Annotated in this window: 14 protein-coding genes; 12 read left to right on the forward strand and 2 right to left on the reverse strand. The window is 68.1% G+C overall.

Translation table 11 applies throughout. The annotated features are described in order from the left end of the window. Window positions 1–64 precede the first annotated feature (64 nt). The gene (locus AC1M14_RS07640) at window positions 65–1,630 is read right to left on the reverse strand and encodes a GGDEF domain-containing protein (RefSeq protein ID WP_479731318.1); all 1,566 of its coding nucleotides are present in this window, start codon (window positions 1,628–1,630) and stop codon (window positions 65–67) included. 247 nt (window positions 1,631–1,877) lie between these two features. Between AC1M14_RS07640 and AC1M14_RS07645 the strand changes: the two genes are divergently transcribed. The 6 genes from AC1M14_RS07645 (at window position 1,878) to AC1M14_RS07670 (ending at window position 6,015) form a co-directional block, all read left to right on the forward strand. Beyond that, on the forward strand, window positions 1,878–2,306 hold the full coding sequence (locus tag AC1M14_RS07645) for a bleomycin resistance protein (protein ID WP_479731319.1): 429 nt from the start codon (window positions 1,878–1,880) through the stop codon (window positions 2,304–2,306). Window positions 2,307–2,500: 194 nt separating this feature from the next. Beyond that, complete coding sequence (locus AC1M14_RS07650) at window positions 2,501–3,718, forward strand: ABC transporter substrate-binding protein (RefSeq protein ID WP_479731320.1); 1,218 nt, start codon at window positions 2,501–2,503, stop codon at window positions 3,716–3,718. A 38-nt stretch (window positions 3,719–3,756) separates the two neighbouring features. Continuing rightward, window positions 3,757–4,671 carry an NAD(P)-dependent oxidoreductase gene (locus AC1M14_RS07655; protein ID WP_479731321.1) on the forward strand — a complete coding sequence of 305 codons (915 nt, stop codon included), beginning with the start codon at window positions 3,757–3,759 and terminating at the stop codon, window positions 4,669–4,671. Between the two features lie 239 nt (window positions 4,672–4,910). Continuing rightward, window positions 4,911–5,297 (forward strand): YkvA family protein, encoded by a 387-nt coding sequence (locus AC1M14_RS07660; protein WP_102772685.1) that lies wholly within the window; start codon window positions 4,911–4,913, stop codon window positions 5,295–5,297. Window positions 5,298–5,352: 55 nt separating this feature from the next. Then, window positions 5,353–5,505, forward strand: coding sequence for a hypothetical protein (locus AC1M14_RS07665; protein ID WP_168202325.1), 153 nt, complete (start codon window positions 5,353–5,355; stop codon window positions 5,503–5,505). Window positions 5,506–5,589: 84 nt separating this feature from the next. Then, window positions 5,590–6,015, forward strand: a complete 426-nt coding sequence (locus AC1M14_RS07670) for a CBS domain-containing protein (RefSeq protein WP_111827171.1) — start codon at window positions 5,590–5,592, stop codon at window positions 6,013–6,015. 48 nt (window positions 6,016–6,063) lie between these two features. Here AC1M14_RS07670 and AC1M14_RS07675 read toward each other — a convergent pair whose 3' ends face one another. After that, window positions 6,064–6,417, reverse strand: coding sequence for a hypothetical protein (locus tag AC1M14_RS07675; protein ID WP_102772683.1), 354 nt, complete (start codon window positions 6,415–6,417; stop codon window positions 6,064–6,066). Window positions 6,418–6,498: 81 nt separating this feature from the next. Between AC1M14_RS07675 and AC1M14_RS07680 the strand changes: the two genes are divergently transcribed. The 6 genes from AC1M14_RS07680 (at window position 6,499) to AC1M14_RS07705 (ending at window position 13,626) form a co-directional block, all read left to right on the forward strand. Further along, complete coding sequence (locus AC1M14_RS07680; protein WP_479731322.1) at window positions 6,499–7,287, forward strand: PIG-L family deacetylase; 789 nt, start codon at window positions 6,499–6,501, stop codon at window positions 7,285–7,287. Next, complete coding sequence (locus AC1M14_RS07685) at window positions 7,284–8,195, forward strand: glycosyltransferase family 2 protein (RefSeq protein ID WP_479731323.1); 912 nt, start codon at window positions 7,284–7,286, stop codon at window positions 8,193–8,195. The genes AC1M14_RS07680 and AC1M14_RS07685 overlap by 4 nt, the downstream gene beginning before the upstream one ends. A gap of 17 nt (window positions 8,196–8,212) precedes the next feature. Beyond that, on the forward strand, window positions 8,213–8,689 hold the full coding sequence (locus AC1M14_RS07690; protein ID WP_102772680.1) for a hypothetical protein: 477 nt from the start codon (window positions 8,213–8,215) through the stop codon (window positions 8,687–8,689). 57 nt (window positions 8,690–8,746) lie between these two features. Then, entirely contained in the window at window positions 8,747–11,464 is a 2,718-nt protein-coding gene (locus AC1M14_RS07695) for an ATP-binding cassette domain-containing protein (protein ID WP_479731324.1), read from the forward strand. Between the two features lie 132 nt (window positions 11,465–11,596). Further along, on the forward strand, window positions 11,597–12,358 hold the full coding sequence (locus tag AC1M14_RS07700) for a BON domain-containing protein (RefSeq protein WP_479731325.1): 762 nt from the start codon (window positions 11,597–11,599) through the stop codon (window positions 12,356–12,358). Beyond that, window positions 12,355–13,626 (forward strand): glycosyltransferase family 4 protein, encoded by a 1,272-nt coding sequence (locus tag AC1M14_RS07705; protein WP_479731326.1) that lies wholly within the window; start codon window positions 12,355–12,357, stop codon window positions 13,624–13,626. The genes AC1M14_RS07700 and AC1M14_RS07705 overlap by 4 nt, the downstream gene beginning before the upstream one ends. The last annotated feature ends 1 nt before the right edge of the window (window position 13,627 follow it).

Genomic DNA, 13,627 nt, shown 5'->3' on the forward strand with positions numbered 1-13,627 from the left:
CTATAGCGCGATCAGGGTGGTTTCTTCCGGTAGCTCAGTTGGCTAGGGCAACAGCGCACCTCTCCTACTGGCGGGCCGCCGCCGCATACACCTCGATCCGGTTTCGCCCGTTGCGCTTGGCCGCGTACAACGCCTGATCGGCGCAATCCAGCACTGTATCCACCTCCGCGGCATCCTCCGGCCAGAAGGCGACGCCGATCGAAAGCGTAATGTGGCCCACCCCGTCCGGCATTTCGGTGCTCTCGACCGTGGCGCGTATCCGCTCGGCCACGACGGCGGCAATGGCCCGGTCGGCGCCCGGCATCAGCACCAGAAATTCCTCGCCGCCCGCACGAAACGGCAGATCTCCTCCCCGGATGGACTGGCGGATGATCGAGGCCAGGGCGATGAGCACTTTGTCGCCGGTGGCGTGGCCGAACTTGTCATTGACCCGCTTGAAATGATCCAGGTCCAGGGCCAGCACCGAGAACGGCTGCCGCGTTTTGGGCAGGCGCTGCAATTCCTGCGCCAGGCCGCGGCGGTTCATCAGCTGCGTCATCGCATCGGTCATGGTCTCGGCGCTGAGTGCCTCGATTTTCTGTTCGTGCTGCGCCTGCGCAATCTTCACGGCCTCCTTGAGCAGCTGGGCTTCCGCGTAGCGGCAATCGATGCGATCCAGATCGCCGGCGTCGGTCGTGTTGCCCCGCATGCGGGCGGCCAATTGGGCCAGGGGCCTGGAAATCCACATCGCCGACGCCACCACCAACGCCAGGCCGAGCAGGGCAGTGGGAATCGAATAGAGCAAAGTGCGTTTGAGCAGCAGGCGCTGCGGCGCTTCCAGCACTTCGATCGGCGTCTGGACGACCACTCCCCATTTCCCCACGGTCATGGGGGCATAGCCGGCGAAGAAGCGCTCGCCCCGATAGTTGGTGATGTCCATGGCGCCGGTCTCCCCGCGGGCCAGCGCCTGGACGGCCTCGCCAGCGAGGTTGCGGGTGCCGATCCGGCTGGTGTCCTGATGAGCAAGCACCAGGCCGGTATCGTCCACGACATAAATGGAAGAGCCGTCGGAATGGAAGTGGTCGCTGAGAAGACGGTCGAACGCGCTCTTGCGCTGCAGGAGTATGACCGCGCCGACCAGGCCGGAAAACTTTCCATCGGCCTGGGCGATCGGCTCCGAGAACGCGACCACCAGCTGCCCGTTGGCCAAACGGTAGGCAAGTACATTGCCCGACTGCCGCGTGCTCGTGGCGTCCAGGCGGTTGAGCGTGTCCAACCGATCGGTGAGTTCCGGCGCGGCCGAGGCAAAGGCCATCAAGCCGTTATCCGCATCCACGATCAAGGCGGCGGTGATCCCATCCGATTGGCTGACCAGACGCTTCGCTTCGTTCTCCAGCGCTGCAGGCGAATGGAGCAACGCGGGCGCCAGCTTCGCGCTCACCTGCAACTGGCGCTGGATCGACAGCAGGTATTCATCGATCGAGGCGGCGAGCTTGACGGCGTAGGCACGGTTGGCCTCGTACTCGGTGTGCGTCAATTGCTCTTTCTGCACCATATGGCCGACGATCAGCGCATTCAGGAAGGTTGCGCCGCTGGTCAAGGCCGCCAAGGTCAGGATTAGCGCCAGCAAGGTCACACGCGATGATTTCAAGTTGTCCTCGTCGAACGGGCCTTGCACACTTGATGGGAGATCTCAATTTTTACCGCAGCAGGGTCTGACTCATCGATTGGGCGGCGGCAAAGAGTCGGGTATTCGCAGGTTTGTTGCCGTTCCGCCACACCGTACGACGGGGGAGGATTGCGGTTTCTATTCGAATCCGGGCAGGAAATGCCGCTATCATCTGCGCGGACGCCAGGGGGGCAGCAGGGCTGCCGCCAGCCTGAAAAAGGAAAGCACCATGGAATTGCGCCGCGCGCAGCTCGTGCCCGAGTTGCTCGTCTCCAACCTGGAAGCAAGCAAGAAATTCTGGATCGACCTCTGCGGATTTTCCGTCGCCTACAGCCGCGACGCGGAAGGATTCGTCTATCTGGATCTGGGCGGGGCCCAGGTCATGCTGGTCGAAGTGCGCGGCGACGGCTATTGGGTGGTCGCGCCGCTGGAGGCGCCGCGCGGGCGCGGCATGAATCTCGAAATCAAGGTGCCTGCGGTGGAGCCCGTGCTCGAGGCCTTGGCGGCCGCGCGCTGGCCGCTGTTCGAAGGAATTTCGGAACGGTGGTATCGCAGCGGCGGCACGGAATCGGGTGTGCGCGAGTTCCTGGTGCAGGATCCCGACGGTTATCTGCTGCGATTTTCCGCCTTGATCGGGGAGCGGCCGTATCGCGGTTAGCTGAAAACCCCTTTCCCACGATACCGTTCCGCTATCGCCACCCCGTTGTTTCTGTATTAGACAAAGCTCCCCGTTGTTCGCAGAATGCGCGCTGAGTTACCTCGCCGCCATTGCGCAGTGATGCGTCAGGCGGCCGCAATAGATTGCCGATGTAGCAAAGCACTCATGACTGCCAACAAAGCGGGGAGACGAAGATGGGCTTTAGCAACAAAGTGAAGGTGATTGCGCTGGCCGCGGGTTTGTCGATGGCGGGGGTATCGCAGGCGCAGTCGCCCAAGCCGGTGAACATAGGCGTGATGACCGACATGTCCGGGCTGTACTCGCAGATCGGAGGGCGCGGGTCGGTGGTGGCGGCGCAGATGGCGGTGGACGACTTCGGCGGCGAGATATTCGGGCGTCCCATCAAGGTGTTGTCGGCGGACCACCTGAACAAGCCCGATGTGGCCGCGGCGCGGGCGCGGGAGTGGGTGGACCGCGACGGCGTGGTCATGATGACGGATGTGCTGGGCTCGGCGACGGGGCTGGCGGTCCAGAATCTGCTGGCGGAGAAGGACTTCGTCATCATGAACACGGGCACGGCGACCTCCGCCATTACCAACAAGAACTGTTCGCCCTACAGCACGCACTGGTCGTACGATACGCAGGCGATCGCCGCGTCCAGCGCCACGGCGACGCTGGCCGAGCAGGGCGACAGCTGGTATTTCATCACGGCCGATTATGCGTTCGGCCACATGCTGCAGGCCGATTCCACGAAGGTGCTGCTCAAGGGCGGCGGCAAGGTCGTGGGCACGGTGAAGCACCCTTTGAACAGCGGCGATTTTTCTTCCTACATCCTGCAGGCCCAGGCCTCGGGCGCCAAGGTGATCGTGCTGGCCAATACGGGCGGGGACGCCACCAACGCGCTCAGGCAGGCCAAGGAGTTCGGCGTCATCGACGCCGGGCAGAAGGTGGTGCCCCTGCTGATTTTCGACTCGGACATCAAGGCCCTGGGGCTGGATGCCGTGCAGGGCGTGAAGTACACCACCGGCTTCTACTGGGATTTCGACGACCGCACGCGTGAATGGTCCAAGCGCTTCTTCGCCAAGCACAACGCGCAGGCCAGCATGGTGCAGGCGGCCACGTATTCGGCGACCTTGAATTATCTGAAGGCGGCCAAGGCGGTGGGCGGTTTCGATCGCGACAAGGTGATGGCGAAGCTGCGCGAGACGCCGGTCGACGATATGTTCGCGCGCAACGCGACCCTGCGAGACGACGGCCTGCTGGTGCATGACATGTACATGGCGCAGGTCAAGCGGCCGTCTGAGTCGAAGAGCGAATGGGATATCGCCAAGGTCATCAAGGTGATATCGGGCAAGGACGCCTTCGCGCCGATTTCGGAAAGCGAGTGTCCCTACCTCAAGAACAAGAGCTGAAAGCGCGCTGTCCGGATTTCGCAACGAGGAGAGAGGCAATGGAGAAGATAGGCTTTATCGGCCTTGGCCGCATGGGCAAGTCGATGGCGTTGAATCTGCGCAAGGCCGGGTTCGACCTGCTCGTGCTGGATATCAACCCCCAGGCCGCGCAGGAACTGGTCGCCGCCGGGGCCGTCCAGGCCCGGGACGTGGCGGAGCTGGCGCGTGCGTGCGGCATCGTCATCACGATGCTGCCTTCGTCCAAGGAAGTGGAGGCCGTGGTGCTGGGCGAGGACGGCGTGCTGGCGCACGCCAGGGCCGGCGCGCTGATCATGGACATGAGCACGATCGATCCGCTGGCGACCGACAGGCTGCATGCGCTGGCGACGGCGCAGGACCTGCACTGGGTCGATGCGCCGGTCGGCCGGCTGGCCGAGCATGCCGACCGCGGCGAGTCCCTGTTCATGGTGGGGGCCGGCGATGCGCAGTTTCAGCGCGTCAAGCCGCTGCTGGAAGCGATGGGCACCACGATTTATCGCTGCGGCCCGGTCGGTTCGGGCGGGCGGACCAAGCTGGTCAATAATTTCGTGGCCGTTTCGCTGTGCCAGATCAATGGCGAGGCGCTGGCCCTGTCGCAGCGTTTCGGGCTGGACATCACCAAGACGCTGCAAGTGCTGTACGGGACGTCGGCCACCAACGGCCAGCTCCGAATGAACTTTCCCAACAAGGTGCTGATCGGGCGGACCGAGCCGGGCTTTACGATAGACCTGGCCCACAAGGATATGTCCCTGGTGCTGGCCGCCGCGCATGCGTCCAGGGTTCCCATGCCGGTGGCGGCCGCGGTGCACGAGTCGTTCAGCCTGGCGCGGGCGGCGGAATTCGGCGGGCAGGATTTTTCGTGTATTGCCGATGCGCTGTGCCAGTTGGCCCATATCGACCGGGCGCGCGTTCCGGAAGGATGGAAGCCGGGCTGATCGGGTTTTCCCTTTTTCCGTCCTCCAGACAGAGCGAAGCCCCGGATCCGGAGATGGACAGACCGGGGCTTCTGGCCGATTCGCGCTTCCTCAGACCCTTGGCAGGGTTGCTCCCTTCGTACTCGCGTATCGGTTAGAGTCGAGCGTAGTTGCATTGCCGCCGCCTGTCAGTTGACCGATATCAAGAAATGGGCGGCTCAGCGGCCTATCGGTCCTAGAAGGAAAACGGCGCCCGAATCATGAGTTTCAACAGTACCCTGAAGGCCTGGGCCAGGCGGATCAAGCGGGATGGCGTGACGCTGTGGTTCGCGGGCAGGCATCCGGATACGCCCTGGTATGCGAAGGCGCTGGGGATTTTCGTGGTGGCCTATGCGCTCAGCCCCATCGACCTGATCCCGGATTTCATACCGGTGCTGGGCTATCTGGACGACGTGTTGCTGCTGCCGGCGCTGATCTGGCTGGCCATCCGCTTGCTGCCGCCGCCGGTGCTGGCGGACTGCCGGCGCCAGGCTGAGGAATGGATGCAGGCCCGCGGCGCCAAACCGGCCAGCAAGGCCGGTGCGGCGCTGGTCGTGGCGCTGTGGATCGGGCTGGCGGTGGCCGCGTGGCGCTGGCTCGGCGCCTAGGCCTTGGGCACAGGCCATGCTGAAACTGCAATATCTCCTTTCAGGAGCGGCCGATATGTCTACCCCCGATCCGCAGGTTCCTTCAAGCGAATCCCGCAAGCGCGCCCGGACCCGCAAGGCGCGCGGCCCCTGGGCCATGCTGGCGTTCTGGCTGGCCGCCGTGGCGGTGCTGTTCTTCGTCGGCGTGCTGGTGCAGTGGCTGCAGTAAGCCGCCGGCGGTACGGCGGTTGCTGACAGGCAATCTCATGTCGCCGGCCGCCGTTCCGGGCGGCCGGGCTTACCGGAGATTGCCATGACACGCCTTTCAGAAATCATGACCGCCGAACCGGCCTATCTCACCGAAGGAGAGACCGTGAGGCGCGCCGCCGAACTCATGGCCGACCTGGACGTGGGCGAGCTGCCCATCTGCGACGGCCGGCGCCTGGTCGGGGTCATTACCGACCGGGACATCACCGTGCGCTGCACGGCGCGCGGGGTCGCCCCGGATACCGCCAGTGTGAACGACGCAATGTCGGAACGGCCGATATGGTGCTATGACGACGACACCGTCGAGACGGCCAAGGGGCTGATGGAGAGCGAACAGGTCAGGCGCGTGCTGGTGCTCGACCGCAACAAGCAGCTGGTCGGCGTGGTCTCGCTGGGGGACATAGCGGCCAAGGCCGGGGCGGCGGGCAATACGCTGGCCGAGGTGTCGCAGCCGTCGCAGCCGGCGCGCTGAAGCGGGCGGGGCGGCACGTAGGAGCCGCCCCGGGGCCGCTGCCGCGGCTTACTTCGAGCCGCCGGTGTTGGGGTAGCCCGGAGGCGGCGTGGCGCCGCTGCCCGGCGTGGCGGGCACGTTCTCGTTGGGCTCCCGGCGGCGCTCCGATTTGCCATTTTTCATGTGCTTGTCGGACTTCATCTGGTCATGCCTGTCCAGGTTGGGCGGGTTGGTCGGCGTGGTCGAGCCGGCGTTGGGCGCGGGCGCCTTCTGTCCCGGCGGCACCGGCTGGTTGGGCGGCACGGCGGTGCTGTCGTTCGGCGTGTTGGACGGCGAGGTGGGCGTGGCGGACTGGGCCAGGGCCACGCTCGAGGCCAGTCCGACGGCCAGGGCCAGTGCATGGGTGAGAACTCGGATCTTCATGTGTACGCTCCTTGCGTGGGAATGGTCGGCGAAGTTCCGCAAGCGCCATGCCTGGCCGCGCCAGCGGCGCAGCGTTTTTTGATGCGCGCCATGCGCGGCACGGCGGTTGCTGGTGCGCTGCCCATCTTCGATCCGTCGCGCAATCCCATGGAAACGCCTGCCGTCCATCCCGCCGTTGGCGAGCCGCGCTGCCTGCCCGGCGCCTTCGTCGTGGTTTCGCCGCACCTGGACGATGCGGTCTTCAGCTGCGCCGGCCTGCTGCGCGCGCACCCGGGCAGCGTCGTGATCACCGCTTACACAGGCTTGCCGCAAGCCGCGGACATGTCCACCGACTGGGACCGCCGTTGCGGATTCCCGACCGCGGCCGATGCGATGGCGGCGCGCCTGGCCGAGGACCGCTTGGCGTTGGCGCAGGTCGGCTGCATGGGGTTGGGCCTGGGTTTCGTGGATTCCCAGTATGGCGAGCAGCCGCCGGACGGCCAGGCGCAGTTGGCCGACAGCCTGGTGCGCGTGTTGGCGGGGCTGGGCGCGGATCGGGTGGCGCTGCCGCTGGGCCTGTTCCATGACGATCACGTCCGGGTCAGCGACGCGGGGCTGGACGCCTCGCGGGCCTGTCCGGGCCTGTCCTGTTTTTTTTACGAGGATGTGCCTTACCGTAAGCGGCCGGGCGCGGTGCAGGCGCGGCTGGCGCAGCTGCGCGCCCGCGGCGTGGTGGCGACGCCCGCGCCGCTGAAGACCGATCTGGCCGGCAAGGCCGACGCGGTGTCGGCCTATGCGTCGCAACTGCGCGGCCTGGGCGGCCTGCCCGACGCCGGCGCACAGGCCGAGAGCTACTGGCGGGTAGCCGGCGGCGAGGAGCCGCGGGCGTGAGCGACCCGGCCGTATCGCCCCGCGTATCCGTCGTGGTGCTGACCCATAACCGCTGCGAGGAGCTGTGCCGCAGCCTGCGCCGGCTGCCCGGCCATCATCCGCTGTTCGTGGTCGACAACGGCAGCACCGACGGGACCGCGGCGCGCGTGGCGCAGGCGTTTCCCCATGCGGTGCTGATCCAGGCCGGCGCCAATCTGGGCGCGGCCGGGCGCAACCTGGGCGTGGCGCGGGTCGCGACCCCTTATGTGGCGTTCTGCGACGACGATACCTGGTGGGCCGCCGGCGCGCTGGAACTGGCCGCGGACCTGCTGGACGCGCATCCCGAGGTGGCGGTGCTCAATGCCGGCATCGCGGTGGGGCCGGAAGAAAGAACCGACCCGGCCTGCGCGGCGATGGCCGACAGCCCGCCGCCGGCCATCGCCGGGGTCGGGCCGGAGCTGACGGGCTTCATGGCGGGCGCCTGCGTCATGCGGACCGCCGCCTTTGTGCAGGCGGGCGGCTATTGGGAGGCGCTGTTCATCGGCGGCGAGGAAGAGCTGCTGGCCATGGACATCATGGCGCGGGGCGGTCGGATCGCCTACGCGCCGCAGCTGCGCGTGCATCATTGGCCTTCGGCGGCGCGGGACCGGCCATTGCGCCGCCGGATGCTGGCGCGCAACGCGCTGTGGACGGCATGGCTGCGCCTGCCCGCGAGGCTGGCGCTGGCGCGCAGCGTGGCGGCCCTGCGCGCGCTGCCGGGCTGGGCCGCCAGGGCGCGGGCCTGCCGCGACGCGCTGGCGGGCTGGCGGCTGATCCGCGCCCGTCGCCGGCCGCTGGACGCGGCCGTCTGCGAGCGGCTCGAACAGGTCTGGCGGGGACGGTTTCCCCGGGAACGCGACTTGCGCGCGGCTCGCGCCACGCGGCGCTAGCGCCTGCCAAACGGAGGATGCCCATGAACCCCATACCCCTGGCCGCCTACTGGGAGCGCGACGCGGCCGCCCAGGCCGTGCGCCTGGCGCTGCCCATGCTGGAGGCCGCGCGCGCCGACCCGCGGGTCGGCGAGAGCGGTTTTTTCCATGTGGTGATCATGAATCCGCTGGCGCGCCCCGGCGCCTGCGATTTCGCCGACGCCATCCTGTACCAGGAAAGCATCGGCGATCCTGAACAATGGGACGCCGACTACGGCGCCTATGCGCGCGGCAAGGCGCGCCTGAGCTGGCGCACCGGCCTGTCCAGCCATGAGGTCCTGGCGCTGCGGCCGCACCTGCTGCACGCCAAGGACACGCGGGTCTGGGGCAGCGTGGCGATGGACGGCATCGTGGTCGCGGTCAGCGGCGCCAATCCGTGGTTCGACGAGGCGTTCGCGGCGGCGGTCGCGCACTTGTTCAAGGCGGTGGTCCAGGGGCGCCAGGAGCAGGGCTGATCCTGCCCGCGGAATGGCGTTTGCTGGCCCGGCGCGGATCGCCCTGGAGGCCGCGCCATGAACCCACCCGAGAACAACGACCCAGACTTCGCCCGCAAAGAGGTCACGCGCAGTATTGCGCGCGCGCTGTGGAAGTACCGCCGCCGCACGGCCGCGGCGGTGGGGCTGCTGGTGGCGGCCAAGCTGCTGATGGTGCTGGTGCCAGTGGTGCTCAAGCTGATCGTGGATACGCTCGGCGCGCCCGGCGCGCTGACGCTGCCCGTGTTCCTGCTGCTGGGCTACGCGCTGATCCGCTTCGGCGGCAGCGTGTTCACGGAGCTGCGCGACGTGGTCTTCGTGCGGGTGGCGCAGCGCACCGTGGCCGATTTCACCGTGCGCGTGTTCGAGCAGCTGCAGCGGCTGGGGGCGCGCTTTCACGGGGCGCGCCAGACCGGCGGCCTGGCGCGCGACGTGGAGCGCGGCACCGCGGGCGTGGGTTTCCTGCTGGGCACGGGGCTGTTCACGCTGCTGCCCACGCTGATCGAGATCGTGTCGGTGGTGCTGATCCTGGTGATGGGATACAGCGTCTGGTTCGCGCTCATCGTCACGGTCACGTTCGTGGCGTATTTCAGCTACACCACGGTGCTGGTGCGCAAGCGCGTCGTCTACCAGCGGCGGCTCAACGAGCTGGACTCGCGCGCCAGCGGCAGGATGGTGGACAGCCTGCTCAATTACGAGGCGGTCAAGGTCAACGCCAACGAAGCGCTGGAGTCCGAGCGCCTGTCGAAGGTGCTGCGCGAATGGACCGACGTCGGCATCCGCAACCAGCGTTCCCTGTCGCGCCTGCACGTCGGCCAGAGCGGGATCATCGCCTGCGGCGTGGCGGCGGTGATGCTGCTGGCGGGCCAGCAGGTCGTCAGCACGCAGATGAGCGTGGGCGACCTGGTGCTGGTGAACGCCTACATCATCCAGATCTGCCTGCCGCTGAACACGCTGGGGCTGATTTTCCGCCAGGCCAAGGAGGCCTTCGTCAACGCCGAGCGCGTATGCGACCTGCTGCGCTATCCGCCCGAGACCGGCGACGATGCGCGCCTGCCGGCGCTGGAGCCGGGCGCGGGCGAGATCCGCTTCGAGAACGTGGGCTTCGGCTACCAGCCCGGACGCCAGATCCTGTGGGACATCGACCTGGCGGTACCGGCGGGCACCACGCTGGCGGTGGTGGGCGGCAGCGGTTCGGGCAAGTCGACGCTGGCGCGCCTGCTGCTGCGCTTCTATGACGCCGACAGCGGCCGCATCCTGATCAACGGCCAGGACCTGCGCACCGTGAACGTGCGCAGCCTGCGGCGGGCGCTGGGCATCGTGCCGCAGGACACGCTGCTGTTCAACGAGACCATCGCCTACAACATCGCCTACAGCCGGCCCGAGGCCACGCGCGACCAGATCGTGCAGGCCGCGCGCGGGGCGCGGGTGCACGATTTCATCGAAAGCCTGCCCGACGGCTACGAGACGCCGGTGGGCGAGCGCGGCGTGAAGCTGTCGGGCGGCGAGCGCCAGCGCATCGCCATCGCGCGGGCGATCCTGAAGAACCCTTCCATCCTGGTGTTCGACGAGGCCACGTCGGCGCTGGACACGCGCACCGAACGCGCCATCCAGGCCGAACTGGAACGGCTGTCGCGGGGGCGCACCACGCTCATCATCGCGCACCGTCTGTCCACCATCGTGCATGCGCACAACATCGTGGTGCTGGACCGCGGCCGCATCGTCGAGCAGGGCCGCCACGACGATCTGCTGGCGCGGCAGGGCATGTATGCGCAGATGTGGGCGCTGCAGCGCCAGCAGTCCGCGCTGGATGAAGCGCGCGACCGCGAGACGCGCCAGCCGGTCAACCTGATGGCCGTGGTGGCCGGGGTGCTGGACGCGCTGCGCGACGCCGCGCAGCAGAAGGGCGTCAACCTGTACACGCTGATCGGCAGCGAGGCCGCGCGCATCACGGGCGATCCCAGCTCCTTGCAGCAAGTGGTGTGGGACCTGTGCCTGCACGCCATCGCGGTCACGCCGCCGGGCGGGCGGATAGAAATCCGCCTGCACCGCGAAGGACCGATGACGCGGCTGGCCGTGACCGACGGCCGCACCGCGCGCGCGGACGAAGAACCGCCCGCCGAAACTGACGTTGCGCTGAACGTTCCCGATTCCATCCGCGCCGCGGCCGCGCTGGACCCCGCACAGCTGGCCGCGCGCGTGCAGCGCCAGGGCGGGGTCTTCCATAGCGTGTCCGCCGCCACCGGCGGGTTGACGTATTCCGTGGACTTTCCGGTGCGCGCCGTGGAGCCCGCGGAGATCCGCCCCGACATGCATCTGCCGACCTTGCAGGACGCCTACGTCATGGTGGTGGACGACCAGCCCGAAGCGCGCGAGATGCTGGCCGAAATACTGCGCGACAACGGCGCGCGGGTGGCCGAGCACAAGGATGGCGAGCAGGCGCTGGCGGCCTTCGAGGCCTTGCCGGTGGAGCAGTGGCCGCAGGTGCTGATCTGCGACCTGACGCTGGGCGACATCGACGGCTACGAAGTCGTGGGCCGCATCCGCGCGATGGAGGCCGAACGCGGCGCGGCGCTGGCCCACCGGCTGCCGGCCATCGCGCTGTCCGGCCACGTCAGCCAGGAAGCGCGGCTGCGCAGCCTGCTGGCGGGATTCCAGGTGCATCTGTCCAAGCCGGTGGACCCCAATGAATTGCTGGCCACGGTCGGATCGCTGCTGCCCGCGAGGCGGTCGGGCACTTCTTACACGCGCGGGTAAGAAGTGCCGGGTACATCGCGCGGCCGTCCATCGCGCCCGCACAGAACCGTTTCGGCACATCACTTGCTTCTCTCCGATGCGTAAGCCTGCCAGCCGCCCGGCGGCTCGCGATTTCGCAACAGGGAGAAGACGATGAAGCAAGATCCAAGGCAAGCGCCGTGGCACGACGCCGACGACTACGACAGGGACCCCGGCCGGGAAGCGTCCCGCGGCGGCCCCTATCGGCCGGCTTCGCAGCGCGGATGGCGGCCAAGCGAGCCGGACCCTGACCGCGACCGCGACCGGTCCGGTCCCGCCGGACGCCGCGAGCCGTGGCGCGATCCGGCACCGTCCTACGGCTACCAGGGCGAAGGCACGCGCAGCCCCGGCGCCCGCATGACCCGCGGCGGCCTGCGCAGCCGCAGCGCCGATCCGGGGCAGAGCAGCTACGGCGGCTTCAGCCGCGAAGATCCCTCGTTCCAGCGCCAGCAGGTCTACGGTGCGCGCGAGCCGTCCTATAGCGGGCCGACTTCCTACGGCGACGAGGAAGGCGGTTATTACGGGGACCGTCCCGTATGGGAAGACGAGCCCGATCTGTCGTTCGAGACCGCCGAGCGCGGCGGCTATGACCGCGGCCTGCAGGCCTGGCGCGACCGCGGTTCGCGGCGTATCGACCCCAAGGGCTATGTGCGCACCGACGAACGCGTGCGCGAAATCGTGTGCGAGTACCTGGCCCACAGCGGCCTGGACGTCAGCGACGTTTCGGTCAGCGTGTCCGAAGGCTGCGTGACGCTGGAAGGCACCGCGCCCGACCGCCGCACCAAGCATCGCATCGAAGACAGCGTGGACGCCTGCCCCGGCGTGCGCGACGTCGACAACCGCATCCGGATCGCCAGCCCAGGAGCCGCATCATGAAGAAAATCGCCCTCATCAGCGAACACGCATCGCCGCTGGCGGTCGCCGGCAGCGTGGACAGCGGCGGCCAGAACGTCTATGTGGCGCACGTGGCCCGCGAACTGGCGCGCGCCGGCGTGCAGGTCGACGTGTTCACCCGCAAGGACAATCCGGCGCTGGAGCCCGAACATGCCTGGCTGCGCAATGTGCGCGTGATCCATGTGCCGGCCGGGCCCGACACCTATCTGCCCAAGGAGCAACTGCTGCCGCACATGGACGCGTTCTCCGACTATCTGATGCACTACTTCGGCGCCCAGGCCCGCAGCTACGACGCCATCCACGCCAATTTCTTCATGTCGGCGATGGCCGCGCTGCCGGTTTCGCAGCGCTACGGCATCCCGCTGGCGGTGACCTTCCATGCGCTGGGCAAGGTGCGCCGCCAGCACCAGCAGGAGGCGGACCTGTTTCCCGACAGCCGCTTCGACATCGAGGAAGAGATCATCCGCCGCGCCGACCGCATCATCGCGGAGTGCCCGCAGGACCGCCGCGACCTGATGGAACTCTACGGCGCCGACCCGCGCCGCATCGCCATCGTGCCCTGCGGCTACGACGCCGCCGAGATGATGCCGCAGACCCGCGCCAGCGCGCGCGCGGCGCTGGGCTGGGACGACGGCGCGTTTACGCTGCTGCAGCTGGGCCGCATGGTGCCGCGCAAGGGCGTGGACAACGTAATCCGCGCGCTCGGCCGGCTGCGCCGTCGCCACGGCGTGGACGCGCGGCTGTGCGTGGTGGGCGGCAATACCGACGACGCCGACGAAACCGCGACGCCGGAAATCGGCCGGCTGCGCCGCATCGCCGAAGAGGAACAGGTGGCGCCGTGGGTGGAATTCACCGGCCGCCGCCATCGCGAAGACCTGGCCACTTACTACAGCGCCAGCGACGTGTTCGTGACCACGCCGTGGTACGAGCCTTTCGGCATCACGCCGGTCGAGGCGATGGCCTGCGGCCGTCCGGTGGTGGGCTCGGACACGGGCGGCATCCGCAGCACGGTGGTGCATGGCAAGACCGGCTTTCTGGTGCCGCCGCGCGACCCCGACAGCCTGGCCCGCCGGCTGGCCGAGCTGGCCATGGACTCGACGCTGAGGGCGCGCATGGGCGAGGCCGGCAGGCTGCGCGCGCGCCGTCTGTATACCTGGAAGCGCGTGGGCGAGGATCTGCTCGCCATCTACCGGCAGATGGAGCCGGGCGCGACGCAGGCGCTGCGCCACGCCGCGCGCATCGCCGCCTGAA

Source organism: Achromobacter sp. SX5 (genome assembly GCF_056711425.1).

Coding starts and splice junctions, on each gene's coding strand:
- AC1M14_RS07645 (WP_479731319.1), top strand. CDS start 1,878: ATGGAATTGCGCCGCGCGCAGCTCGTGCCCGAGTTGCTCGTCTCCAAC.
- AC1M14_RS07650 (WP_479731320.1), top strand. CDS start 2,501: ATGGGCTTTAGCAACAAAGTGAAGGTGATTGCGCTGGCCGCGGGTTTG.
- AC1M14_RS07655 (WP_479731321.1), top strand. CDS start 3,757: ATGGAGAAGATAGGCTTTATCGGCCTTGGCCGCATGGGCAAGTCGATG.
- AC1M14_RS07660 (WP_102772685.1), top strand. CDS start 4,911: ATGAGTTTCAACAGTACCCTGAAGGCCTGGGCCAGGCGGATCAAGCGG.
- AC1M14_RS07665 (WP_168202325.1), top strand. CDS start 5,353: ATGTCTACCCCCGATCCGCAGGTTCCTTCAAGCGAATCCCGCAAGCGC.
- AC1M14_RS07670 (WP_111827171.1), top strand. CDS start 5,590: ATGACACGCCTTTCAGAAATCATGACCGCCGAACCGGCCTATCTCACC.
- AC1M14_RS07675 (WP_102772683.1), bottom strand. CDS start 6,417: ATGAAGATCCGAGTTCTCACCCATGCACTGGCCCTGGCCGTCGGACTG.
- AC1M14_RS07680 (WP_479731322.1), top strand. CDS start 6,499: ATGCGCGCCATGCGCGGCACGGCGGTTGCTGGTGCGCTGCCCATCTTC.
- AC1M14_RS07690 (WP_102772680.1), top strand. CDS start 8,213: ATGCCCATGAACCCCATACCCCTGGCCGCCTACTGGGAGCGCGACGCG.
- AC1M14_RS07695 (WP_479731324.1), top strand. CDS start 8,747: ATGAACCCACCCGAGAACAACGACCCAGACTTCGCCCGCAAAGAGGTC.
- AC1M14_RS07700 (WP_479731325.1), top strand. CDS start 11,597: ATGAAGCAAGATCCAAGGCAAGCGCCGTGGCACGACGCCGACGACTAC.
- AC1M14_RS07705 (WP_479731326.1), top strand. CDS start 12,355: ATGAAGAAAATCGCCCTCATCAGCGAACACGCATCGCCGCTGGCGGTC.